The 23,690-nt window shown below is 71.4% G+C and carries 18 protein-coding genes, 1 tRNA gene, 1 other RNA gene and 1 pseudogene; 3 read left to right on the top strand and 18 right to left on the bottom strand.

Annotated elements, in window-relative coordinates; genetic code table 11:
• Positions 1–11: 11 nt before the first annotated feature.
• Positions 12–644 carry a MerR family transcriptional regulator gene (locus AAME72_RS11565; RefSeq protein WP_348786707.1) on the top strand — a complete coding sequence of 211 codons (633 nt, stop codon included), beginning with the start codon at positions 12–14 and terminating at the stop codon, positions 642–644.
• A 15-nt stretch (positions 645–659) separates the two neighbouring features.
• Here AAME72_RS11565 and AAME72_RS11560 read toward each other — a convergent pair whose 3' ends face one another.
• From AAME72_RS11560 to ffs, 11 genes are all read right to left on the bottom strand, one after another.
• Positions 660–1,730: an aspartate-semialdehyde dehydrogenase gene (locus AAME72_RS11560; RefSeq protein ID WP_348786706.1), complete on the bottom strand. Its 1,071-nt coding sequence runs from the start codon at positions 1,728–1,730 to the stop codon at positions 660–662.
• Between the two features lie 60 nt (positions 1,731–1,790).
• Positions 1,791–3,077 carry an aspartate kinase gene (locus AAME72_RS11555; protein WP_348786705.1) on the bottom strand — a complete coding sequence of 429 codons (1,287 nt, stop codon included), beginning with the start codon at positions 3,075–3,077 and terminating at the stop codon, positions 1,791–1,793.
• 99 nt (positions 3,078–3,176) lie between these two features.
• Positions 3,177–3,773 (bottom strand): recombination mediator RecR, encoded by a 597-nt coding sequence (recR, locus tag AAME72_RS11550; RefSeq protein ID WP_115695927.1) that lies wholly within the window; start codon positions 3,771–3,773, stop codon positions 3,177–3,179.
• Between the two features lie 3 nt (positions 3,774–3,776).
• Positions 3,777–6,239 (bottom strand): DNA polymerase III subunit gamma and tau, encoded by a 2,463-nt coding sequence (locus AAME72_RS11545; RefSeq protein ID WP_348786704.1) that lies wholly within the window; start codon positions 6,237–6,239, stop codon positions 3,777–3,779.
• Positions 6,240–6,296: 57 nt separating this feature from the next.
• Positions 6,297–7,544, bottom strand: a complete 1,248-nt coding sequence (locus tag AAME72_RS11540) for an acyl-CoA thioesterase/BAAT N-terminal domain-containing protein (protein WP_348786703.1) — start codon at positions 7,542–7,544, stop codon at positions 6,297–6,299.
• Entirely contained in the window at positions 7,541–8,845 is a 1,305-nt protein-coding gene (locus AAME72_RS11535) for an acyl-CoA thioesterase/BAAT N-terminal domain-containing protein (RefSeq protein ID WP_348786702.1), read from the bottom strand. The genes AAME72_RS11540 and AAME72_RS11535 overlap by 4 nt, the downstream gene beginning before the upstream one ends.
• Complete coding sequence (locus AAME72_RS11530; protein ID WP_348786701.1) at positions 8,842–10,206, bottom strand: acyl-CoA thioesterase/BAAT N-terminal domain-containing protein; 1,365 nt, start codon at positions 10,204–10,206, stop codon at positions 8,842–8,844. The genes AAME72_RS11535 and AAME72_RS11530 overlap by 4 nt, the downstream gene beginning before the upstream one ends.
• A 28-nt stretch (positions 10,207–10,234) precedes the next feature.
• Complete coding sequence (locus AAME72_RS11525) at positions 10,235–11,428, bottom strand: acetate kinase (RefSeq protein ID WP_348786700.1); 1,194 nt, start codon at positions 11,426–11,428, stop codon at positions 10,235–10,237.
• The gene (pta, locus tag AAME72_RS11520; protein ID WP_348786699.1) at positions 11,425–13,572 is read right to left on the bottom strand and encodes a phosphate acetyltransferase; all 2,148 of its coding nucleotides are present in this window, start codon (positions 13,570–13,572) and stop codon (positions 11,425–11,427) included. The genes AAME72_RS11525 and pta overlap by 4 nt, the downstream gene beginning before the upstream one ends.
• A 3-nt stretch (positions 13,573–13,575) precedes the next feature.
• Positions 13,576–14,961 (bottom strand): DUF1254 domain-containing protein, encoded by a 1,386-nt coding sequence (locus tag AAME72_RS11515; protein WP_348786698.1) that lies wholly within the window; start codon positions 14,959–14,961, stop codon positions 13,576–13,578.
• Positions 14,962–15,056: 95 nt separating this feature from the next.
• Positions 15,057–15,153: signal recognition particle sRNA small type (ffs, locus tag AAME72_RS11510), an RNA gene on the bottom strand.
• Positions 15,154–15,253: 100 nt separating this feature from the next.
• Here ffs and AAME72_RS11505 point away from each other — a divergent pair.
• Positions 15,254–15,341 (top strand) — tRNA-Ser (locus tag AAME72_RS11505).
• A gap of 153 nt (positions 15,342–15,494) precedes the next feature.
• Positions 15,495–15,893 (top strand): VOC family protein, encoded by a 399-nt coding sequence (locus tag AAME72_RS11500; RefSeq protein WP_348786697.1) that lies wholly within the window; start codon positions 15,495–15,497, stop codon positions 15,891–15,893.
• A gap of 224 nt (positions 15,894–16,117) precedes the next feature.
• On the opposite strand, the pseudogene AAME72_RS11495 reads toward AAME72_RS11500, so the two are convergent.
• The 7 genes and pseudogenes from AAME72_RS11495 to AAME72_RS11465 all read right to left on the bottom strand — a co-directional run.
• Positions 16,118–16,322 (bottom strand): annotated as a pseudogene (locus tag AAME72_RS11495) (ATP-binding protein); the annotation flags it as partial.
• Between the two features lie 164 nt (positions 16,323–16,486).
• Entirely contained in the window at positions 16,487–18,001 is a 1,515-nt protein-coding gene (locus AAME72_RS11490; protein WP_348786696.1) for an alpha-N-arabinofuranosidase, read from the bottom strand.
• A gap of 26 nt (positions 18,002–18,027) precedes the next feature.
• Positions 18,028–19,290 (bottom strand): family 1 glycosylhydrolase, encoded by a 1,263-nt coding sequence (locus AAME72_RS11485; protein WP_348786695.1) that lies wholly within the window; start codon positions 19,288–19,290, stop codon positions 18,028–18,030.
• Positions 19,290–20,180, bottom strand: a complete 891-nt coding sequence (locus AAME72_RS11480; RefSeq protein WP_348786694.1) for a carbohydrate ABC transporter permease — start codon at positions 20,178–20,180, stop codon at positions 19,290–19,292. Before AAME72_RS11480 ends, AAME72_RS11485 begins: the two co-directional genes overlap by 1 nt.
• Positions 20,177–21,124, bottom strand: a complete 948-nt coding sequence (locus AAME72_RS11475) for a sugar ABC transporter permease (RefSeq protein WP_348786693.1) — start codon at positions 21,122–21,124, stop codon at positions 20,177–20,179. Before AAME72_RS11475 ends, AAME72_RS11480 begins: the two co-directional genes overlap by 4 nt.
• Before the next feature lie 59 nt (positions 21,125–21,183).
• Positions 21,184–22,425 (bottom strand): ABC transporter substrate-binding protein, encoded by a 1,242-nt coding sequence (locus tag AAME72_RS11470; protein ID WP_348786692.1) that lies wholly within the window; start codon positions 22,423–22,425, stop codon positions 21,184–21,186.
• Positions 22,426–22,537: 112 nt separating this feature from the next.
• Positions 22,538–23,572, bottom strand: a complete 1,035-nt coding sequence (locus tag AAME72_RS11465; RefSeq protein ID WP_348786691.1) for a LacI family DNA-binding transcriptional regulator — start codon at positions 23,570–23,572, stop codon at positions 22,538–22,540.
• Between the last annotated feature and the right edge of the window lie 118 nt (positions 23,573–23,690).

The following is a 23,690-nucleotide window of genomic DNA, read 5'->3' as shown; positions in this document are numbered from 1 at the left end:
GGGAGGAACGGGTGCGGATCTCCGAGCTGGCCGAACGCGGCGGCGTGCCGCTGCCCACGGTCAAGTACTACCTGCGCGAGGGGATGCTGCCGCCCGGCGAGAGCGTCAGCGCGACGCGGGCAGACTACGGCGAGGAGCATGTGCGCCGGCTCGCGCTCATCCGCGCACTCACCGACGCGGCCGGCCTCCCTCTGCAACGCGTGAAGACGATCCTCGGTCTGATCGACTCACCGACGCGATCGCTGTTCGAGGCGCTCGGCGGTGCCGTCGCCGCCCTGCCGCCCTATCCGGACGACAGCCGGCAGACGCCGACCGACGGAGCAGAGTATCCGCGCGCCCGTGCCGCACTCGAGGCGCTCGGCCAGGTCTACGATCCCCGGTTCGCGGCGGTCGCCCAGCTCGAGCGTGCGCTCGCCGGTGTCGAGGCGGCGGGCATCCCGATGACGGCCGACCGCCTGCAGACCTACGGCCGGCACATCCGCGCGATGGCCGAGTACGACCTCGCCAAGATGCCCGCGGACGGCAGAGCGGAGCAGCTCGGCTATGCGGTGCTCGGCACCGCGCTATACGAACCGGTCATCGCCGCGCTGCGGCGCCTGGCGCACCAGGACATCGCGGCGCGACTGCTCGAACCCGACGCCTAGAGCGCCGCGTCGACCTCAGGCCTCGACGCGGCTGCTCAGGCGCTTCGCGACGAGCTCGGCGATCTGCACCGCGTTCAATGCCGCGCCCTTGCGCAGGTTGTCGTTGCTGATGAACAGCGCGAGACCGCGGCCCGCCGGGGCGCCCTCGTCCGCACGGATGCGGCCGACGAAGCTCGGGTCCTGGCCCGCCGCCTCCAGCGGGGTCGGGACGTCGGTCAGCCGGACGCCCGGGGCGTCCGCGAGCAGCTCGGTGGCGCGCTCGGGGCTGATCGGCTCGGCGAACTCCGCGTTGATCGAGAGCGAGTGGCCGGTGAAGACGGGGACGCGCACGCAGGTGCCGCTGACCAGCAGGTCGGGCAGACCGAGGATCTTGCGGCTCTCGTTGCGGAGCTTCTTCTCTTCGTCCGTCTCGTTCGCGCCATCCTCGACGACCGACCCGGCGAGCGGGATGACGTCGAACGCGATGGGACGCACGTACTTGACCGGGTCGGGCATGGCGACGGCCGAGCCGTCGTGCACGAGCTGGAGCAGGTTGTCGTCGGCGACGGCCGTGCGCACCTGGCCGGCGAGCTCCTCGGCGCCGGCGAGGCCGGAGCCGGAGACCGCCTGGTAGGTGCTGACGATGAGGCGCTGCAGGCCTGCCTCGTCGTTCAGGACCTTGAGCACGGGCATGGCCGCCATCGTGGTGCAGTTCGGGTTGGCGATGATGCCCTTGCGCGCATCGGCGATGGCCTCGGGGTTCACCTCGGAGACGACGAGCGGGACGTCCGGGTCCATCCGCCAGCCGCTCGAGTTGTCGATGACGATGGCGCCGGCCTCGGCGAACCGGGGGGCCTCGGCCTTGGAGCCGGTCGCGCCCGCCGAGAACAGGGCGATGTCGATGCCCGAGACGTCGGCGCTGGCGACGTCCTCGACCACGATGTCCTCGCCGCGGAACGGCAGCGTGGTGCCGGCCGAGCGGGACGACGCGAAGAAGCGGATGCTCTTCACCGGGAAGTCGCGCTCCTCCAGCAGGCGGCGCATCACGCTCCCCACCTGTCCGGTCGCGCCGACGACGGCGATGTTCAGTCCGGTGGTCTCGCTCATTTTGGCCCCTTCGGGTCGGTGTTTTGTGAAGTCGAACGGTGGGCGGTCGGCCCGAATTCCCTATCGGCCGGTTCCGGCGTAGACGACGGCCTTCTCGTCGCCATCCAGGCCGAACGCGGTGTGGACGACGCGGGCCGCCTCGGCCACGGTGTCGGCGCGAGTGACCACGGAGATGCGGATCTCGCTGGTAGAGATCATCTCGATGTTGATGCCGGCGTCGAACAGCGCCTCGAAGAGCTTGGCCGAGACGCCGGTGTTGGTGCGCATCCCGGCGCCCACCAGGGCGAGCTTGCCGATCTGGTCGTCGTACTGCAGGGAGTCATAGCCGACCTCGTCGCGCTCGGCGGTCAGGGCGGTGAGCACGCGCTGTCCCTCCGACTTCGGCAGCGTGAACGAGATGTCGGTGAGACTGGTCGCCGCCGCCGACACGTTCTGCACGATCATGTCGACGTTGGCGTTCGCCTTCGCGACGATCTTGAAGATCTGCGCGGCCTTGCCCGGCACGTCGGGCACGCCGACGACCGTGATCTTGGCCTCGCTCAGGTCGGTGGCCACTCCGGAGATGATGGGCTCTTCCACGTTTCCATCCTTCTTCGCGGCCTTCGCCGCGGCTGCTTCGTTGAGGACGTACGTGCCCTCCCTGTTCGAGAACGAGGAGCGCACGTGCAGGGTCACATTGTGGCGGCGGGCGTACTCCACCGCACGGATGTGCAGGACCTTCGCGCCGGCGGCGGCCAGCTCCAGCATCTCCTCGCTGGTGATCCTGTCGATCTTGCGCGCGAGCGGGACCTGCCGGGGGTCGGAGGTGAAGACGCCGTCCACGTCGGTGTAGATCTCGCAGACCTCGGCACCGAGCGCCGCGGCGAGGGCGACGGCGGTGGTGTCGGAGCCGCCACGTCCGAGCGTCGTGATGTCGCGGGACTCGCGGCTGAAGCCCTGGAAGCCGGCGACGATCGCGATGGCGCCCTCTTCCAGCGCATCCTTCAGCCGGCCAGGCGTGACGTCGACGATGCGCGCGGAGCCGTGCACCGCGTCCGTGATCATGCCGGCCTGGCTGCCGGTGAACGAGCGGGCGTCGTAGCCCATGCTCTTGATCGCCATGGCGAGCAGCGCCATCGAGATCCGCTCCCCCGCCGTCAGCAGCATGTCCAGCTCGCGCGGGGCGGGGATCGGGGTGACCTCGTGCGCGAGATCGATCAGCTCATCGGTGGTGTCGCCCATGGCCGAGACGGCCACGACGACCTCGTTGCCGGCCTTGCGGGTCTCGACGATCCGCTTAGCGACACGCTTGATGCTCTCAGCGTCCGCGACGGACGAGCCGCCGAATTTCTGCACGATCAAAGCCACGTAGTACTCCAGAAGTCACGGGAGAGACCATTCTACCGGCCGCGGATATGCCGCTTCCGCTATGTGACGCGCCCGCCTCTTCGACGCGGAAGGGCCGGGTCAGGAGACCTGGCGGCGACCCTCGAAGGCGCGGCCGAGGGTGACCTCGTCGGCGTACTCGAGGTCACCGCCGACCGGGAGGCCGGAGGCGAGCCGGGTGACCCGGATGTCGAGCGTCGTGAGCAGGCGGCTGAGGTAGGTGGCGGTCGCCTCGCCCTCGAGGTTCGGGTCGGTGGCGATGATGACCTCCTGGACCGTGCCGTCCGCGAGCCGCTGCATGAGCTGGCGGATGCGCAGGTCGTCCGGGCCGACGCCGTCGATCGGGCTGATCGCACCGCCGAGCACGTGGTACAGCCCGCGGAACTCGCGGGTGCGCTCGATGGCGACGACGTCCTTCGCCTCCTCCACAACGCAGATCAACGCGGGATTGCGGCGCGGGTCGCGGCAGATGGAGCACGTCGCCTCTTCCGAGACGTTGCCGCAGATCTCGCAGAAGCGGACCTTGTCGCGCACCTCGAGCAGCACCTCGGCCAGCCGGGTGACGTCGAACGTCTCCGTCTGCAGGATGTGGAAGGCGATCCGCTGCGCCGACTTCGGCCCGATCCCGGGGAGGCGGCCGAGTTCGTCGATCAGCTCCTGGACGATTCCCTCGTACACGCGCTACCTCATCCCCGGGTTCTGCGGAGCGGGCTGCTCCTCGAGGAAGGTCGCGCCGAGGATCTCGCGGACGACCGCCTCGCCGTAGCGCTGCGGCGCCTGGAACGTGGGCGTGCGTGCGCCGGCGGCGGGCGCGCTGCGCCCGGCAGCGGCACGCTCTGGAGCGGCGGCGCGGGCGGGGGTCGCCGGTGCGGCGGCCGCGACGTCGCGCGCGGGACGGCCGACGGATGGGTCCGCCGGCGCCGAGGCGGCCCAGCCGCCGGCCGGCTCGTCGGGAATCGGCGGCTCGTCCGGGAGCGGCGGCTCGAAGGGCGGCTCCGTCTCCTCCGGCGGGACGTCGTCGAACGGCGGCTCGTCGGCGGGCGGGGCGGCCTGCTCGCGCTCCAGCGTCGCGACGGGCGCACCGGCGGGACGTGCGGTCGCGGCCTGCGGGGCGGGCTGGGCCGCGGCCTGCTCGAGGACGGCGCCGCCCGGGATGCTGACGGTCGCCCACTCGGTGACGTTCCCGCCCGCGGCGGTCGGGGCTTCCGAGGACGGAGCGCTGCCGGCCGCGGACGCGGACCGGCTCTGCGGAGCGGACGACACCTGCGGAGCGGACGACGCCTGCGGGGTGGACGGCGCGGAGGCCGGACGAGCGGGAGCCGTGGCAGCGGTCGCTGGGGCGGGAGCCGCATCCGCTCCCGGCCACGGGTCGGCCGCCGGCGCGGCGGGAGCTCCGCCGGAGGGACGGGACGGCGACGACGGGCCGCCGTCGGCGCGCGCGATGAACTTCACGCGGATGCCGAGAATCTCGACGATCGCCTGACGCAGGTACTCGCTGACGCCCTGGCTGCCCGGCGCCTGCGGCTGCCGGAAGCTCTGAACGTCGTTGTCGCTGGGGAACGAGAGGGTCAGCACGTCACCGGAGAGCGAGCGCACCTGCGCGGTGAAGACGACCATCCACGCGCTCCGCTTGGCGCGCTGCACGGCGTCCAGGATCTGCGGCCAGGCGTCCTTGACCTGCTGGGTGGTGACGGTTCCGACGGGCGCGGCAGGGGCGGGAGCCGCCGGGACCTCAGGGGCGGAAGCCGACGGAGTCTCGGCCTCGGCCGGCGCTGGGGCGGCGGCCTCCGGTCCCTCGGCGGCCCGCGGTGCGGGCGCGGCGGGGGCCTCTGCGGTCGCGGCGGCCTCCGGCGTCGCGACCGACGCTGCCGCCTCGCGCACGCGAGCCGGCGCGGTCGGCGCGGCAGCAGGCGCAGCGGACGCGATGGGCGCTGGGACCGCAGGCGCTGCCGCAACCGGCTCCGGGCCACCCGCGTCGCTCACGCCCACCCGGCGCTCCAGGCGCTCGACGCGGGCGAGCGCGCCGCGCTGGCTGTCGTCGCTGGAGGGCACGAGGACGCGCGCGATCATCAGTTCCAGGTGCAGGCGCGGCGAGGTGGCGCCGGTCATCTCGGTGAGCGCGTCGTTGACGATGTCGGCCGCGCGGCTCAGCTCGGCCGCGCCGAACTTCATGGCCTGCACGCCCATCCGGTCGAGTTCGTCCTGGGGCACGCCGCGCAGCACGGCGGCCGCGCCCTCGACACTCGTCGCGGCGACCACGATGAGGTCGCGCAGCCGCTCGAGCAGGTCCTCGACGAAGCGCCGCGGGTCCTGACCGGTCTGGATGACGCGGTCGACCGCGCCGAACGCGCCCGCCGCATCCCGTGCCGCGATCGCGTCGATGACCTCGTCGAGCAGGGCGGCGTGGGTGTAGCCGAGAAGCGCGACCGCTCGCTCGTACTCGATAGTGCTGCCCTCGGAGCCGGCCATGAGCTGGTCGAGCAGGGAGAGGGTGTCGCGCGGCGAGCCGCCGCCGGCGCGGACGACCAGGGGCAGCACCCCCGGTGCCACCGTCATCCCCTCGCTGTCGCACAGGCTCTGCACGTACTCGAGCATCTGGGCGGGCGGGACCAGCCGGAACGGGTAGTGGTGGGTGCGGGAGCGGATGGTGCCGATGACCTTCTCGGGCTCCGTCGTCGCGAAGATGAACTTCACGTGCTCCGGCGGCTCCTCGACGATCTTCAGCAGCGCGTTGAAGCCCTGCGGCGTGACCATGTGGGCCTCGTCGAGGATGAAGATCTTGTAGCGGTCGCGGGCAGGGGCGAAGATCGCGCGCTCGCGGATGTCGCGGGCGTCGTCGACGCCGTTGTGGCTCGCCGCGTCGATCTCCACGACGTCGAGCGAGCCGCCGCCGTCACGGCTCAGCTCGATGCAGCTCGAGCACTTCCCGCACGGGGTGTCCGTCGGGCCCTCCGCGCAGTTGAGGCAGCGGGCGAGGATGCGGGCGGACGTCGTCTTGCCGCAGCCGCGCGGGCCGGAGAAGAGGTAGGCGTGGTTCACCCTGTTGGTGCGCAGCGCCGTCATCAACGGCTCCGTCACCTGGGACTGGCCGATCATCTCGGCGAAGGTGTCGGGCCGATAGCGGCGATAGAGAGCGGTTACCACTCACACATGCTACTTGTCGCGACCGACATTCTGCTGGCCGCCCGCGGCCTCCACCGCTCAGCGCCCCGGCACGGTCGACGGGGCCGTCAGGGCGGCCGCGATGGCCGCCCAGACCGCCTCCCTGGCGTGCTCGGTCGGCGCGGCGGCCGGCGGGTCCGGCAGCGACAGCGGCGTGTACGGCGGCAGGTAGAAGAGGTGGGTCGCATCGGGGGCCCGCACGTACGCGTCACCCTCCCTCGCGGGGCGCTCACGGGCCGCCGCCGCCATCCACGCGCAGCCGTTCCCGAGCACCTCGTCCCTTCCTGCGCAGCCGAGGACGACCGGGCCGGGGATGCGCCGCAGGTCGAGCACGGCGGCCGCCGTGACATCGTGCGTGCCCGTGACGCACGGCACCCACGCGCCGCCGACGGTCACCGCGGGGCTGGGCACCGGCGACGGGCAGATCAGGCCGGTGGTGCCTCCCGGCGCGATCGCCCCGTAGATCGTGCCCGCGTACTCGCTCGCGGCCCAGAGCGCGAGGGGCGCCCCGCGCGAGGTGCCGAACGCGAAGATGCGCTGGTCGTCAACGCCCGGCTGCGAGCGCAGCCAGCTCACCGCGGCGAGGACGCGCTCGCCAGGCAGGCTGCGCAGCGGATCCAGCTGCCCGGCGGAGCCGTAGGTCGAGATCGCGAGCGCCGGGTAGCCCATCGCCGAGAGGGTGGCCGCGGCGAGCACGCCGGTCGGCGCCCCCGGGTCGGTGCCGTCGAACACGAGGACGCCCGGCCGGACACCGCTCGCCGTCGTGATCGGCTGGAAGTAGTCGCCGGTGATGCCGTCGTCGAACACCGCACGGGAGGGCGCGGCGGCGGCGAGGCCGACCCGCCGCACCTCGGTCGACGCCACCGGCCGGCCCGCGACCGTCGCCTGCAGGTCCACCGTGACCGTGGCGCCGCCCCACACCTCGTCGGAGGTCGCGGAGGCGCCGGTGGTGTCCCTGAGGGACCAGAACAGACCCATGCCGTCAGGCGCGGAGAAGGGCGCGTCGAGCGGGGCCTGCCTGGCGAGGTCCACCTCACCGTCCGCGGGGACGGCGTAGACCGCCTGCGACGTCCAGAGGTCCCCGATGCGCGCGGACGCGCGGATCGTGACCTGCTGACCGGGCGGCAGCGCGACGAGCCGGATGCCGACGGGCTCCCACACCGGGCTCGGATTCGCGCTCACCACGAACCGCGGTCCCGCCGCACCGGCGCGCGCGCCGCAGCCGGCCAGCGCGAGCCCGGCGACGGCGAGCGCGGCCGCAGCGGCGATGACCCGGCGCAGCCTCACGAGCGGATCGCCTCCTCGAGCAGTGCGGTGACCCGCGACCAGAACGCGGTGCGCGCATCCTCGGTGGCCTGGGCGGTCGCGGGAGGAAGCCCGTCCAGCCCGATCGGGAGCAGGGCCGGCGTCGCGATCTCGTGGGCCGCCCCGATCGCGTACAGCGTCTCCGCCTGGCCGCGACGGCCGCGCGCCGCCTCCCCCGCACGCTGCCAGTCGCAGGCGGACGGCAGCAGCTGATCCGCGGTCCCGCACGCGAGCAGGACCGGGCCAGGGATGCGCGCGAGCGGCAGGATCGGCGTGTCCGCGATCGTGCGGTCGGGGCTCGCGCACGGCACCGGGCGGCCGTGGGAGTACAGGACGGGTGTTCCCGCGGTGGACGTGCAGAGCAGGGCGGTCGGCCCGCCCGCCGCGATGGCCCCGTAGACCTCGCCGGGTTCCTCCGCGGCGAACCACAGCGCGAGCGGCGCGGCACGGCCCGTGCCGTACACGACGATCCGCCCCGGATCCACGCCGGGCCGGGCGGCGAGCCACGCGCGCGCCGCGTCGAACGCGTCGACCGAGAGCGCGGCCGACCCCGGGATCTGGCCCTCCGGCCCGAAGGCGGGCAGCACGAACACCGGGAAGCCCAGCTCGGCGATCCGGGCGGCGACGAACGACCCGGACGCGCCGCCCTCGTCGCCGTCGACGACGATGACCGCCGGACGCCGGTGCACGAGGGCGGGCAGCGGCGAGAACAGCCGGCCGACCCGGAGGGCGCCGAGCGTGCCGCCCTGTGACGCTCCGGAGGCGCCGAGCAGGTCGGCGGAGTCGATGTCCCGCTCGACGCTCTGGGCCGCGAGCGCGCTGCGGTGGACGGCCGTCGCCGCCACGCGCCTCCCCGCCTGCTCCGCGGTCAGGCGGATGGTCACCGGGTTCTGCGCCCAGGCCCGCTCGAGGTCGTGCTGGCTGAGCGACGGTCCCGTCATGCTCCAGAGCGGGGCGCCGCCGTCCGGCCGCACCCACGGCGCCGTGACCGCCTGCTGCGACCACAGCCGCACCGTGCCGTCCGGGGGCACGGCGTAGATCGCGCGCGAGCTCCAGGTCCCCGCCGACGTGTCGGCCTGCGCGGTCAGCACCACGTCCTCCCCCGGCCGCGCGCCGACGATCGCGATCGAGATCGGGTCGGATATGCCGTTGCCGAACCGGTCCGCGGCGATCCGCGGACCCCCGGAGGGCGCGGGCGAGCAGCCGCAGAGGACGGCGAGGCACGCGGCGAGGGCGGTCGCGGCGAGGGCGCGCCGTGCGGTCCTGGCGCTCCGGGCGCTCATGGCAGCGCCGCCCGCAGCAGCAGATGACCGACGGTGTTCCAGAAGGCGACCCGCGCCTCCTGGGTGGCCTGCGCGTCGGCACCGCGCGCGCCGGAGGCGTCCGGGAGCGCGATCGGGAGCCCCGGAGGCACGGTCACGGCGTGCGCGGCGTCCGGCTGCACGAGCAGCGCGTCTCCGGCACGCGGGGTGCGCAGTGCGGCGACGGCGCGCTGCGCCTCGCAGGAGGACTCGAGCACGGCGTCCCGTCCGCCGCAGACGAGCACGACCGGCCCGTTCATGCCGGCGAGCGAGGTCGCGCGTGCCGTCGCCTCGTTCACACAGGCGACGGGAACGCCGCCCTCGTCGATCGGCGACCGCGCGCCCGGCGGCGAGCAGAGCGGCGATGCCGCCCCTCCGCCGGCGAAGACGCCGTGCAGCCGGTCGGGGAACCGGGCGGCGGCCCACAGGGCGAGCGGCTCGGCGGGCCCGGTGCCGTAGACGAAGATGTGCCTGCCGTCCACGTCCTGACGCGTGCTCAGCCACTGCAGCACCGACTCCACGGTCCCGCTGTCGATGACGCTGGAGACGTGCACGCCGTCCGGCGAGCCGAGCGGGAGGACGAACACCGACGCGCCGAAGGCGGAGAGCAGGGGCGCGGTGAACGCGGACGATGCCCCCGTCGACGGGTCGTCGAACATGAGCACGGCGGGAGAGACGGGGCGCTCCAGCGACGACGCGTCCCAGAACCGGCCGACAGGCTGCTCTTCGTGCGTCTCGCGCGGCAGCAGGCCCTCGAAGGAGCCGGCGAGGAGGTCGCGCGTGTACACGGTGTGCGGCGACTGCTCCGCCGCCAGGCCTTGCAGCTCGAAGGTGCGCTCGGCCACCAGCCGGTCGCCGTCGCTCGCCGTGAGCGTCACCGCGTTCGTGTCCCGCATCCACTGCCGGGCCAGCTGCGCGGGCGGCAGCTGGGGGCCGCGCAGCGACCAGAACAGCCCCGCCGAGTCCGGCCGCCGGAACGCCGCCAGCTGAGGGGTCGCGCTCGCCAGATCCACGACTCCGGTGGCGGGCACCGTGTAGGTCGCCGCCGAGTGCCAGGACCCGCGGGAGGTGCGCAGACGCGCCTCGATGCGCACGCGGCTCCCGGGAGCGGCGCCGACCAGCTCCAGCGGGACCGGCCAGAGCACCGAGCTGAACCGGATGAGCGGCGGTGTCACGAACCGCGGGCCGGACGTCGCGCCGGTCGCGGTGCAGCCGCTCAGTGCGAGTGCGACGGACGCGAGCGCGGCGACGAGCAGGCCGAGAGGACCGTGGGCGCGCCGCGGGGAGGCGAGCCGGGTGTGCCGTGCACCCCCGTCCGGTGTTCCGCCGCCCCGTCGCCGCATCCCACGCTCCGTCGCTCAGTCCGTCCGCTCAGCCCTCGCCGACCGCCTGCAGGCTCTGCCGGGCGATCTCCAGTTCCTCGTTCGTCGGCACCACCAGAACCGTCACCGGGGAGTCGTCGGTCGAGATGACGCGCGCGTCGTCCCTCTCCGCCTCGTTCCGGCGCGGGTCGATCCGGATGCCGAGCCCCTCCAGTCCGGCGCAGACCTCTGCGCGCAGCCACGGATTGTGCTCGCCGACGCCCGCGGTGAAGGTGAGCGCGTCGAGACCGCCGAGGATGGCGGTGTACGCCCCGATGTAGTGCTTGAGGCGGTGCACCACGACGTCGATCGCGAGCCGCGCGGACGCATCCCCGGACTCAGCCGCGCGCCGGACGTCCCGCATGTCGCCGTGACCGGCGAGGCCGAGCAGGCCGCTGCGCCGGTTGAGCAGGTCGTCCAGGTCGTCGATGCCGAGGCCGGCCCGGCGCGCGAGATGGACGAGGACGGCCGGGTCGATGTCGCCGGAGCGGGTGCCCATGACCAGGCCCTCCAGCGGCGTCATGCCCATCGAGGTGTCGACGGAGCGTCCGCCGTCGACCGCGCAGGCCGACGCCCCGTTGCCGAGGTGCAGCACGATCTGCCTGAGGTCGCCGAGCGGGCGCTCGAGCACCGCGGCGACGCGTCCCGAGACGTACTTGTGCGACGTCCCGTGGAAGCCGTACCGGCGCACCCGGTGCTTCTCGGCCAGCGCGGCGTCGATCGCGTAGGTGTACGCGGCGGGGTCGAGCGTCTGGTGGAACGCGGTGTCGAAGACCGCGACGTGCGGCACATCGGGGAACGCCTTCTTCGCCGCGCGGATCCCCTGCAGGTTCGCCGGGTTGTGCAGGGGAGCTAGGTCGGAGAGGTCCTCGATGTTGATCTCCACGAGCGGCGTGACGATCGTCGGCTCGAAGAACCGCTTGCCGCCGTGCACCACGCGGTGACCGACCGCGGCGAGGGGATGCTCCGCCAGGTCGGGGCCGTCCGCCTCGAACGCCTCCAGCATCGCGCGGAACCCCGCCGTGTGGTCCGGGATGGGCAGCGTGCGCTCGCTGGACCCGTCCGGCCCGCGGTGCCGGATGTGGCCGGACGGCTCGCCGATGCGCTCGACCAGCCCACTGGCCAGGGCGTCGCCGCTGTCCGCGTCGATCAGCTGGTACTTCAGCGACGACGAGCCGCTGTTGACCACGAGGACGGCGCTCATGACAACGCCGCCTGGATCGCCGTGATCGCGACCGTGTTGACGATGTCCTCCACGGTCGCGCCGCGGGACAGGTCGTTGATCGGTTTGCGCAGGCCCTGCAGCACCGGGCCGATCGCGACGGCGCCCGCGCTGCGCTGCACCGCCTTGTAGGTGTTGTTGCCGGTGTTCAGGTCCGGGAAGATGAACACGGTCGCCCGTCCCGCCACCTGCGAACCTGGCATCTTCGCCGCCCCGACCGCCGCATCCGCAGCGGCGTCGTACTGGATGGGCCCCGCCACGGCCAGCTGCGGCGCGCGCTCGCGCACCAGGGCGGTCGCCGTGCGCACCTTGTCCACGTCCTCCCCCGAGCCGGAGTCGCCTGTCGAGTAGGACAGCATCGCCACCCGCGGCGCGATGCCGAACTGCTCGGCCGTGCGCGCGGACGACACCGCGATGTCGGCCAGCTGCTCGGCGGTCGGGTCAGGGATGACCGCGCAGTCCCCGTAGACGAGGACGCGGTCGGCGAGCGCCATCAGGAAGACGCTCGAGACGACGGAGACACCCGGAGTGGTCTTGATGATCTCGAACGCGGGACGGATGGTGTGCGCCGTGGTGTGCGCGGCACCGGAGACCATCCCGTCGGCGAGCCCCAGGTGCACCATCATCGTGCCGAAGTAGGACGAGTCGGTGACGGTGTCCGCTGCCTGGTCGAGCGTGATCCCCTTGTGCGCGCGCAGCTTCGCGTACTCGTTGGCGAACCGCAGCCGCAGCACGTCGTCGAAGGGGCTGAGCACCTCCGCGCCGGAGAGGTCGAGACCGAGCTCGATCGCGCGGGAGCGCACCTCGAACGGCTCGCCCAGGATCGTCAGCCGGGCGACGCCGCGCGCGAGCAGGGTGTGCGCCGCGCGCAGGATGCGGTCGTCCTCGCCCTCGGGGAGCACGATGTGTTTGGCGGCCGCGCGCGCCCGCTCGATGAGGTCGTACTCGAACATCAGCGGTGTGACGACCTCGTGCCGCGTGACGTCGAGCCGCGCGAGCAGCGCATCCGCATCGACGTGGCGCTCGAACAGGGCAAGGGCGGTGTCGTACTTGCGCTGGGAGTCGGCGGCGAGGCGGCCTCTGGCGTGGGTGATCCTGACCACGGTCTCGTAGGTGTCGAGCGACGTGCGCACGATCGGCAGCGGCGAGCGCAGGCCGGCCAGCAGCCGGCCGATCGGCTCGGGAAGGTCGAAGCCGCCGTTCAGGACGATGCCGGCGATGGACGGGAAGGTGCCTGATGCGTTCGCCATCAGCACGGCGAGCAGCACCTCGGTGCGGTCGCCCGGCACGACGACGACCGATCCCTCCACCAGCCGCGGCAGCACGTTGTTCATCGACATGCCCGCCACGACGACGCCGAGCGCCTCACGGGCGAGCAGGGTCTCGTCGCCGGCGAGCAGGGTCGCGTCGGTCGTCTCCATGATCGAGCGGATGCTCGGGGCGACCAGGAACGGGTCCTCGGGGACGGCCCACACCGGCGGCAGGTCCGCCTCGGCGGGGCGCACGCCGCCGACGGCGGATGCGCTCGCGACCGCGTCCCCGACGGCGTCGACGATCTCGTCCAGCCTCGCCGCGTCCGCGCGGTTCGCGACGACGGCGAGCAGTCCCGCATGCTCGGCGCGGAGCTCCACGACGGCGAGCTCGGCCAGCTGCCGCAGCTCCTCCGGCGATCGCGGGTCCGCCTGGCCGAGCCGCTCGCCGAAGCCCTGGCCGATCCGGCCGCCGAGCACCAGCAGGACGGGCGCGCCCAGGTTCGCCGCGATGCGCGCGTTGTAGCCGAGCTCGGTGGGGCTGCCGATGTCGGTGTAGTCGGAGCCGATGATGACGACGGCGTCGCTGCGCGCCTCCACGGCCCGGAACTTCCGGACGATCTCACCGAGGGCGGCGTCCGCGTCCGCGTGGACGTCCTCGTAGGTGACGCCGATCGCCTCGTCGTAGCCGATCTCGGCGGTGACCCGGCCGAGCAGCAGCTCGAGGACGTAATCGCGCTCCACCGTCGAGCGCGCGATCGGCCGGAAGACGCCGACCCGGCCGACGGAGTGGCGCAGCGCCTCCAGCACGCCGAGCGCGATGGTGGACTTGCCGGTGTGGCCCTCTGCGGAGGTGATGTAGAGCGAACGTGCCACGTCTCAGGCGACCTTCTCGATCGCCGCGAGCCGGTAGGCGCCGGTGAGCACGTCCGCGCGCGGCACGTACATGCGCAGCAGCGGACGGAACGCTCCGTCCGGCGTCGGCAGCCAGTTGGCGGCGGCCCTCTCGTCCGTTGGTCGGGTGGCGCTCATCGTGATGGTCAGTCCTCCGTCGTCGTCGTACACGATCCCCCGCGTCCTGTCCCCCAGCGAGTACCGCCCGATCGGGTTGGCGACCAGGTAGTAGTGCGGGAGGTCGTACATGGTGATCGACCAGAAGGCGTCCACCGGCGGGGTCGGCTGCAGTCGCAGGCGGTAGACGTGCTCGCCGCTGAGCGCGTCGCCGTCCGCATCCACGTAGGTCGCGACGTAGGCGGCCTCGTACGCGTGATTGCCCCACAGCCCGCCGAGCGCGGCCGCGGCGCGGTGCGCGTACCGGGTCTTCGGGTCGGCCATCCGCCACTCCGGGGAATCGATGGTGCCGATCCCGAGGAAGTCGGTGTTGTAGTCGAACGCGTGCAGGTTCACCTGCCAGCCGTCGGTCAACGGGACGCCCGTGCGCAGGCTCGCCTCCAGGGCCTCCTTGCCGACCGCGTACCCGGCCTCGAGCGCTGCCTTCACCGTGTCCGGCTGGTCGGCGATGGGGACGGGACCGGTCAGGCCGAGCTCCTCGTAGCTGGCGAGCGCCACCCGGTCGTGCTCGGCGGGCGGGAAGGCCTGCGACCACACGCGCATCCGCTCGAAGAAGGTGAGCGCCTCGCTTCCGCTCTCCGGGACGGCGGGGATGCCGTCCGCGAAGGCGTCGCGGTCGTCGGCGTCGCCGGACGGGCGCAGCAGCGGCGCGAGGGTCAGCGCGTCCTGCAGGGCGTGCACCGCGGGGAGGTCGTCCTCCCCGTCCACGGCCCAGCGGCCGACGATGGTGGCGATGCGGGTCGGGAACGGCACGACGGTGGCGGAGCCGGGCTCCCCCTCCGCCTGCGTCCATCCCGGAGGCACGAGCAGGAACTCGCCGGCCCCGTTCCCGGTGGCCCGCGTGCCGATGTACGCGAAGTTGTTCGTCCACGCGTCCACGAACTGCAGGACGTAGTAGCGCTCCCCCGCGTCAGGGACGCTCAGCAGGAGCGGGCCGGCGCCGACGTCGACCTGGGCGATGGAGTACACCGTGTCGTTGTTGATGGACACGAATGTGTCGTCGGGGCCGGCGAGGCTGCGCGCGTGACCGAACGTGTTGAACGGCGTCGACGGGATGCCGCCGACACCCTCCCGGGCGAACCGCTCGACCTGCTCCACGTCCGCGACGAGCGCGTAGCCGACGACGAACGCCTCGGACGCCAGCACCGCGAGGTGCTCCGCGGATCCGTGATCGGTGTTCCCGTGATCGGTCATCAGCACCTCGACTCGTCGGAAGGACAATTCTACAGATCGTAGAACGCGGTGTCGCTGGGCTAACTCTACGCGGGGCCGGTGTCAGCAGGCTGAACGAAAAAGACCCCCCACGCACCCGCCAGAGCCCGGTTACCCTTGCTGCGTTTCCGCCCTGGGGGAGTTGGCCTGGATGGCGCCACGTGGGGAGCCGGGAACCAGTGTAGCGGGTCCGGCTGGGAGCCCGTGTGCATCGGCAGCCCTCGGCTTCCGGTAAGATACTGTGAGCCGTCGCCCGCGAGGGGATGGCGACCAAGGAGAATTCGCCTAGTGGCCTATGGCGCACGCTTGGAAAGCGTGTTGGGTGCAAGCCCTCGGGGGTTCGAATCCCCCATTCTCCGCCATTGTTTCGAGCTGCGCCGCGGGGTGCGCGCGATGCGTGCGCAGCATTAACCGGGATTCGAATCCCGCATTCTCCGCCACTGTTTCGAGATGCGCCGCGGGGAGCGCGCTGCGTTCACCGGGGTTCCGGCCAACGCGGGTCTACAGTGCGGGACATGGCGTTGGGCGACTACCCCGTTCGGGCATCGATCGGGGTCACCGATATTCGACGGGCGGTCGGGTTCTACGAGGGAGTGCTGGGACTCGTGCCCGAAAGCGAGGGTCCGAGCGCGGGCATCGAAGGGGGCGCACGGTTCTACAGGGCCGGGCAGGGCACGATGCTCAACGTGTTCGAGACTCCTGCTGCGGGAGGAACGGCCTCAACGGTCGCAACCTTCTACGTCGATGACATCGAAGCGATCGTCCACGGGATCTCCCGGGCAGGCGGCGAGTTCGCCCGCTATGACGGTTTCGGTCAGGACGAGCACGGGATCGGGCCGCGTGCCGGTGGAGGGCGCATCGCATGGATCGCGGATCCAGACGGTAACACCATCGCGATCGAATCGGACCACTGATCCGCGTCGGCGGATGGGCGGCAAAGGAGGACATGCGCGCCGACACGCCGGGGCGACGCGGAGAAGGGAGGAGCCGCGGGGCTCAGAGGGGCGGGATGTCCTCCCGTTCCGACGGGACGACGTAAGACCGGTGAGGGCGGCGCGCAGACCGCGCCTTCCAACGGCGCAAGGTCGTGCCAGGCGACGGGAGAAGCACGCATGGCCGCGACGACGCACGATGTCAGCTCACGACCCGCCCACAGGGTGAAGTCGAGCCCGCCCTCCCGCGACGACGACCTCGTCCCGTCCACACACCACCAGCAGGCGCAGCGCGCGGTACAGCGACGACGTGCCGCCGCCGTTGGCTCCGGTCACGACGGTGACCCGGCCGAGCGGCAGCACGAGGTCGCGGAGCGAGCGGTAACCCGAGACCGCGACGGTGAAGACCATGCCGGGATGGTATCGGGAACCGCCGAGTACACAGAGGGTCTGCGTACTCGGCCAAGCGATCCCGACATGGTGCGTGATGGAAGCATCTTCGTTCCCTTTCTCACTGCCGACCCGGGCGCGGGCGCGCACGGGCTGTCACGGCGTCGGGTCGCCGTCACGGTGTGTCAGCCCAGCAGCACCTCGGTCCACGAGACGGCGGGCAGCCGCAGTCGGATCGTGTCGCCGTCGCGGGCGACCGGGAGGTCGGCGAGCGCGACGCGTTCCGGGTCGTCGAGCGTGTTGGCCGCGTCGAGATCCGGGTCGGAGAGCGTGCGAGCGGACACGCGCAGGTCGCGGCCCGCCGCCCCCAGCGTCGCGAGGTCGATCACGAGCTCGGTGGGCGCGTCGACCGCGCGGTTGACCGCGTAGACCGCGTAGCGCCCTGCGGCCTCGTCGTGGGTCGCAACGGCATCCACCAGCGGCACGTCGCCGAAGCGCTCGGTCGCATAGGTGTCGGAGCGCACGCCGACGTCGAGAGCGATACCTCGGCCGTGCGCCGAGGTGGCGGCGAACGGGAAGAACGTCGTCTGCTTCCACGCCGGGCCGCCGGGCTCGGTCATGATGGGGGCGATCACGTTGACGAGCTGGGCGAGCGAGGCGCTGGTGACCCGGTCGGCGTGCTTCAGCATCGTGATCAGGAGGCTGCCGAAGACGACCGCGTCGGCCACGGTGTACACGTCCTCCAACAGCCGCGGGGCGATCGGCCAGTTGTCGGTGCCGGTGATGCGGTCGATGTTCTCGAAACGCGTGTTGTACCAGATGTTCCACTCGTCGAAGGAGATGTCGATGCGCTTGTCGCTGCCGCGCACGGCCTTCACGTGGTCTGCGGTGGCGATGACGCTGCGGATGAAGTAGTCCATGTCGACGCCCGACGCGAGGAACGAGCCGAGGTCGCCGGTGTTCTCGTAGTAGGCGTGGCACGAGATGTAGTCGACGAGCTCGTAGGTCTCTGTCAGCGTGGTCCGCTCCCACTCGCCGAAGGTCGGCATGGACGAGCTCGACGAGCCGCACACGACGAGTTCGAGGTCGGGATCGTACGCCTTCATCGCGCCGGCGGTCTTCGCCGCCAACCGCCCGTACTCCTCGGCCGAGCTGTGGCCCAGCTGCCACGGACCGTCCATCTCGTTGCCGAGGCACCAGATGCGCACGTCGAAGGGCTCCGAGCGTCCGTTGGCGATTCGCTGGTCCGAGAGGGCGCTGCCACCGCGGTGGTTGGCGTACTCGAGCAGGTCGAGAGCCTCCTGCACACCGCGCGTGCCGAGGTTGACCGCGAGCATGAGCTCGCTGCCCACCTTGTCCAGCCACGACTGGAACTCGTGCAGCCCGACCTCGTTCGTCTCGGTGGTGTGCCAGGCCAGATCGAGCCGGCGGGGCCGCTGCTCGCGCGGCCCGACGGAGTCCTCCCAACGGAAGCCCGAGACGAAGTTGCCGCCGGGATACCGGATCGCCGAGACGCCGAGTTCCTTCACCAGGTCGATGACGTCGCGCCGGAAGCCGTCCGCATCGGCCGAAGGGTGGCCCGGCTCGTAGATGCCGTCGTAGACCGCCCGGCCCAGGTGCTCGAGGAACGAGCCGTAGAGCCGGGGGTTGACCGCCCCGATCGTCGCGGCGGGCTGGAGGGTGAGACGGGCTGCGTGCATGTGCTTCTTCCGGTGAGGTCGTTGGGTCAGGATGCGGCGAGCGCAGCGAGGCGGCGGCTGTGCTCGCGATAGCGGTCGGCGACGGGGTTGGCGACCCGAAGGAGGCCGTCGGCCGACTCGACGAGGTCGTGGAGGCCCATCGTCAGCAGATGATCGGCGCGCGGGTTCGCGCTGTGGCGCCAGGTCCACTCGTACATGTCGAAGAGCGGCCACCAGGTGTATCCGACGACGGGCGCTCCGTCGTCGCGCATCCGCTGCACGAGCGCGAGCGACTCGTCGAGCCAGGCGATGCGCTCGGCCACGCTGCCCGTCACGCAGGTCTCTGTGACCATCACGGGCGCGCCGTAGCGTGCGGCGAACGACTCCAGCGCCTCCCGCAGGCCCTCGGCGCCGCGGTCGACGCTCGGCCGTGGGTCGGCGAAGCCGCCGCCGTGGTGAACGCCCGGCTCGAACAGCTCGGTCGAGTGGCGGGGATAGTAGTTGACCCCCATCACGTCGGGCTGCACGGCGTTGTCGCGGAACCACTGCAGTTCGACGTCGGGGATGGCCGGTGCGATCCGGTCGAGAAGCGGGTGCGCGGCATCGACCCGGCCGGTGACGAGGTCTTCGACGAGGTGCACCTGGTGCCGGAGGCGCTCGGCCTCCTCGCGGTGCTCTGGCGCGGTGTCGTCGCCGATGAAGCTCATCGCGGCGTCGACGTGCACGAAGGCCGCCGCGTCGCCGATGCGGTCGGCGAGCGCGCGCTGGCTGCGGACGAACCCGCGTGCCAGGTTGGCGGCGATCGAGGCGAACCCGGACGCCCCGGTGAGGTAGGGCGGCCAGTAGCCGTACTCCCCCGAGAACAGCGCGTGGATGACGGGCTCGTTCACGGGCGTGTAGTCGAACACCCGGTCGCCGTAGCGCTCACCGAACCGCGCCGCGTACTCCTCGACATGGTGCGGGTAGTCCGCGTTCGCGAACTGCGCCTCCAGCCACAGCGGCGTGCCGTAGTGGAGGAGGTCGATGACCGGCCGCAGCCCGGCGTTCAACTGGGCGTCGACGGCGCGGTCGGTCCACTCCCATTCCCACCGCCCGGGCTCGGGCGCGACACGGTACCAAGGCACGCCCCAGCGCAGGAGCTCGGCACCGACGCCCGCGGCGAGCGCGAAGTCGTCGGCGAACCGCTCGTAGTGCTCGGTCAGCTCGTACTCGTCGATCGCGCGCTCCCCCGGCCGCGACTGCGGCACGAAGGTGTCTTCGATACCGAGCCCCAGATGGAGGCGGCCGTCCTGGAACCAGCGCGGCGCCATCACTTGAGCCCCGTGGTCGCGACGCTCTCGATGAAGCGCCGCTGCATGATCAGGAACATGACCGCGAGCGGGAGCACCGCGATCAGCGACCCGGCCATCATCGTGCCGTAGGGGATGATGCCGCTCGGTCCGGTGAGCAGGGTGAGCCCCGAGGTGATCGTCCCCATCTCCGGAGATGTGGTGAACACCAGCGGCCAGAGCAGGTCGTTCCAGTTGTTCACGAAGGTGAAGATCGCGAGCGTGAGCAGCGCCGGGACGGCGTTCGGCAGCACGATGCTCCGGAAGATCCGGAACTCGCCCGCGCCGTCGATCCTGGCCGCGTTGTCGAGGTCGCGGGGCAGCGAGATGAAGAACTGGCGCAGGAAGAAGATGCCGAAGGCGTCGGCCGCGCGCGGGATGATCAGCCCGGCGAAGGTGTTCACCCAGCCCAGCTGCGCCACCAGCTGATAGACGGGGATGAGCGTGGCCTGGAACGGGATCATGAGGCTGGCCACGATGACGATCAGAAGCACGCGGCTGCCACGGAAGTCGATCCGCGCCAGCGCGTAGGCCGCGAGCGAGTCGAACACGAGCGCGAAGACGGTCACCCCGCCGGCGAACACGAGGCTGTTGACGAACAGCCTCCCGAACGGCAGATCGTTGAAGATCTTGGTGAAGTTGTCGAGCGTCCAGGCGCCCGGCAGCAGGGTCGGCGGGAAGGCGTTGATCTCGGCGGCCGGCTTGAACGCCGTGAGCACGATCACGATGACGGGCAGCACCACGACGGCGGTGAGCACGAGCACGGCGGCGAACAGCAGCCAGCGCTCGGCCCGGCGCCCGATCCGGAGGCGCGCGCGGCGAGGCGCTGTGCGCGTCGGCGTGGCGGTTCGCGATGCGGCGGTGGTCGTCATGCGATGTCCTTCTCGCGTCGTCCGAAGAAGCGGAACTGGATGAGGCTGAGGAGCAGCGTCGCCGCCAGCAGCACGTAGGAGAGGGCGGTGGCGCCGCCGAGGTCGAGCTTCTTGAAGCCCTCCTGGTAGATCTCCATCACGACGGTCTGGGTCGAGCGGTACGGGCCGCCGCCAGTCATCACGTAGATCTGGTCGAAGGCCTGCAGTGCGGCGATCATCGCGAAGACGACCACGAACGCGAGCGTGTTGCTCAGCTGCGGCAGTGTCACGCTGACGAACCGGCGCCAGGCGCCCGCGCCGTCGATCTTCGCCGCCTCATACAGCGACTCCGGGATCTCCTGCAGCCCGGCGATGAAGATCACCATGTAGAAGCCGAAGTTCTTCCAGATCGCTACAAGGACGACCGTGGGCATCGCGAGCACGGGGTCCTGGAGCACGTTCCCCAGCTGGATGCCGATGCCGCGCAGCCAGTAGTTGACGAGCCCCACCTGCGGGTCGAGCAGGTAGCTCCATGCGAAGGCCGCAACGGCCAGCGACACCACGAACGGGAGGAAGAGCGCCGTGCGGAAGAAGCCGCGGGCGATCAGCCGGCGGTTGCCGAGCAGCAGGGCCAGCAGGAGGGCCGCGATCAGTGCGGTCGGGGTGAAGAGAACCGTGTACAGCGCCGTGTTGCCCAGCGTGGCGAGGATCTGCGGGTCGGTGAAGATCCGCACGTAGTTGTCGAGCCCCACCCAGTTCTCCGCTCCGAATCCGCTCGCGTCCGTGAACGAGAGCCGGAGTGCCGAGAGCATCGGCCAGCCCACGAAGGCGATCAGGATCACGAGCGCCGGGAGCAGGAACAGCACGGCCATCGGCGCCCGGCTGCGGCCGGTGCGCGGCCTGCCGCCGAGCGGTGCGGGCGGCCGGTAGGCGCGCCGGGGGCGGGTGCGGGTGAGACTTGTCATGGTGTCTTCCGAGAGGGGCGGGCCGCCGGTGTGGGGGTCATCGGCGGCCCGCCGGTCGATCACTTGCCGAGCGCCTGCTGGACCTTGCCGGAGGCGTCCTTCAGCAGCTGGGCGGGGTCGCCGCCCGTCAGCGCCTTCTGGGTGGCTTCGTCGACCGCCGCGAGCACGTCGGTGCTGTTGGCGATGCCCGGCAGCAGCGGGCGGGCGTCGCCGGCGATCTTCGTCAGCGACTCGACGACCGGGTTGGAGGACACCGCAGAGGCGGGGATGTCGGTGCGCAGCGGCGGCCAGCCGGAGCCGAGGGACCACTTCCTGGCGACCTCCTTGGTGAAGAAGTAGTCGAAGAACTTCTTCGCCGCGGCCTGCTTGGTCGAGTCGGCCTGTGCCGTGACGGCCGCCGAGATGCCGATGGCCGACGAGGCGGATGCCTTGGGGCCGGCCGGGATGCCCGCGATGCCGTAGTCGATCTTGTTCGCCTCGGCGACGCCGGCCATCCACGGGCCGCCGATCTCCATGGCGGCCTTGCCCGACGAGAACAGCTTGTCGGAGGCGACGCCGTCGAGTCCCGTCGGCGAGATCTTGTGGTCGATCACGGCCTTCGACCAGTAGCTCAGCGTCTCCTCGTTGGCCTTCGAGTCGACGACCGACTTCGATCCGTCCACGAGCTCGCCGCCGTTGCCGTAGAAGAGGCTCGCCCAGACGCCGTTGCCGACGGTGGCGTGGTCGGGCAGCGCAAGGCCGTACTGGCCGGTCGCGGGGTCGGTGAGCTTCTTGGCGTCGGCTACCCACTCGTCCCAGGTCGTCGGGAAGGTGGTGATGCCCGCCTTCTCGAACATCGCCTTGTTGTAGATGACCGAGAGCGGCACGAATCCGGTGGGCACGCCGTAATAGGTCCCGTCGACCTTCTCCATCTCGACCGCGCGCGGGTTGAGGTTGGCGTTCTTCACGTCGCCCGCGTAGAAGTCGTCGAGCTTCGCGAAAGCGCCCTTGCTCGCGTACACCGGCAGCGTCTCGGCGGGCACGGCGACGATGTCGGGCCCCTTCTTGGCCGAGAGGGCCGGCAGCAGGGTGTCGCCGATGACGGCCCAGGTCTTGGTGGTCGTGGTGATGGTGATGTTCTTCTGGGACTTGTTGAAGTCGTCGACGATCTTGTCGAGCACCTTGCCGTCGGCCTCGGTGTAGCCGTGCCAGAACGTGAGGTCGACGTGCCCGGTGGAGGTCGCGGCACCGGTTCCGGAGCAGCCCGCCAGCGCGATTGCCGCGCCCGCCGCGAGCGCGACGGCTGCGATGAGTTTCTTCATTGAATGCCTCTCAGGTTGACCGACCCCGGGTCGATCTGCGGGATTTTACAACGTTGAATTTTCAACGTTGTATCGGATTATAGGAGCACGCCTTTCGGGATGTCAATCGTCGTTACGCGGTCGGTATGGAGGCGTTCACGCGCGACGATTCGCGCACGACCGTGGTGAACGGCACCTCGATCATCCGGGGCGGTCCGACCGTGTCGTCGCGGTCGCCGATGCGCTCGATGAGGGCGGCAACGGCCCGCTCGGCGATGTCGGGCCGGCCCGGGTCGATGGTGCTGAGGCTCGGCATCGCGAACTGACCCTCGATGAGGTTGTCGAAGCCGATGACCGCCACATCCTCCGGCACGCGCACGCCCTCCTGATTGAGCACGCGCAGCGCGCCCAGCGCGAGTTCGTCGTTGAGTGCGAAGATCGCGTCGAAGGCGACTCCAGAGTCCAGGAGCTCCTGCGTCGCCGCCGCGCCGTCGGTGCGGTGCCAGCCCTCGCGGAACACGACCAGCTCGTCGCCGAGATCGAGACCGTGGTCGTCCAGCGCGGCGTGGTAGCCCTGGAGGCGCAGGGAGGCCGACCCCACGCGCTCGGCCACATGGGCGCCAAGCACCGCGATGCGCCGTCGCCCGGTGCCGAGGAGGTGCTGGGTGGCGGCGTACCCGCCCTCGACATTCTTCATGACGATGTGATCGGTCGGGCCGCCGAAGATCCGCTCGCCCAGCAACACCAGCGGGTAGTCGACGTTCAGCGCGTCCACGTCGTCCATCGACATCCCGAGCGGAGAGAACATGAGCCCGTCGAGCATGGACAGCCGCGGACCGCGCAGCAGCTCGAGCTCTGCTTCGCGATCGCCTCCGGTCTGCTCGATCAGCGTGACGAAGCCGAGCCGCCGGGAGGCCTCCAGCACAGAGTCGGCAAGCTCGGCGAAGTAGCTGAAGCTGAGCGACGGAACGGCGAGACCGATGACGCCGGTGCGGCCTGCGCGCAAGTTGCGCGCCGCGAGGTTCGGTTGGTACCCGAGCTCGTCGATGGCGGCGAGCACCTTCTCGCGCGTCGCGGCCTTGACGAACTGGTAGCCGTTGACGACATTGGAGACCGTCTTCACCGAGACGCCCGCGGCGCCGGCGACATCCTTCAGTGTCGCGACCATGGGACCCCCTCGTTTTCGAAACGCGTTTGCCGTCGAATTTACAACGTTGATAGCATCGCACATCACGAGCCGATCCGGAGCGGAATCTCCCGGCGCCAGCACCACCGAACCCAACGAA

This window comes from Leifsonia sp. NPDC080035, assembly GCF_040050925.1.
GTDB lineage: Bacteria > Actinomycetota > Actinomycetes > Actinomycetales > Microbacteriaceae > Leifsonia.
This window is presented reverse-complemented; position numbering and strand designations above follow the sequence as displayed.

Bases quoted from the DNA above. Each gene is read 5' to 3' on its own strand.
- AAME72_RS11525 (WP_348786700.1), bottom strand. From the start codon at position 11,428: ATGAGCGCCGTCCTCGTGGTCAACAGCGGCTCGTCGTCGCTGAAGTAC.
- AAME72_RS11530 (WP_348786701.1), bottom strand. From the start codon at position 10,206: ATGCGGCGACGGGGCGGCGGAACACCGGACGGGGGTGCACGGCACACC.
- AAME72_RS11560 (WP_348786706.1), bottom strand. From the start codon at position 1,730: ATGAGCGAGACCACCGGACTGAACATCGCCGTCGTCGGCGCGACCGGA.
- AAME72_RS11485 (WP_348786695.1), bottom strand. From the start codon at position 19,290: ATGGCGCCGCGCTGGTTCCAGGACGGCCGCCTCCATCTGGGGCTCGGT.
- AAME72_RS11475 (WP_348786693.1), bottom strand. From the start codon at position 21,124: ATGACAAGTCTCACCCGCACCCGCCCCCGGCGCGCCTACCGGCCGCCC.
- AAME72_RS11480 (WP_348786694.1), bottom strand. From the start codon at position 20,180: ATGACGACCACCGCCGCATCGCGAACCGCCACGCCGACGCGCACAGCG.
- AAME72_RS11470 (WP_348786692.1), bottom strand. From the start codon at position 22,425: ATGAAGAAACTCATCGCAGCCGTCGCGCTCGCGGCGGGCGCGGCAATC.
- AAME72_RS11535 (WP_348786702.1), bottom strand. From the start codon at position 8,845: ATGAGCGCCCGGAGCGCCAGGACCGCACGGCGCGCCCTCGCCGCGACC.
- AAME72_RS11490 (WP_348786696.1), bottom strand. From the start codon at position 18,001: ATGCACGCAGCCCGTCTCACCCTCCAGCCCGCCGCGACGATCGGGGCG.
- AAME72_RS11465 (WP_348786691.1), bottom strand. From the start codon at position 23,572: ATGGTCGCGACACTGAAGGATGTCGCCGGCGCCGCGGGCGTCTCGGTG.
- AAME72_RS11515 (WP_348786698.1), bottom strand. From the start codon at position 14,961: ATGACCGATCACGGGAACACCGATCACGGATCCGCGGAGCACCTCGCG.
- AAME72_RS11500 (WP_348786697.1), top strand. From the start codon at position 15,495: ATGGCGTTGGGCGACTACCCCGTTCGGGCATCGATCGGGGTCACCGAT.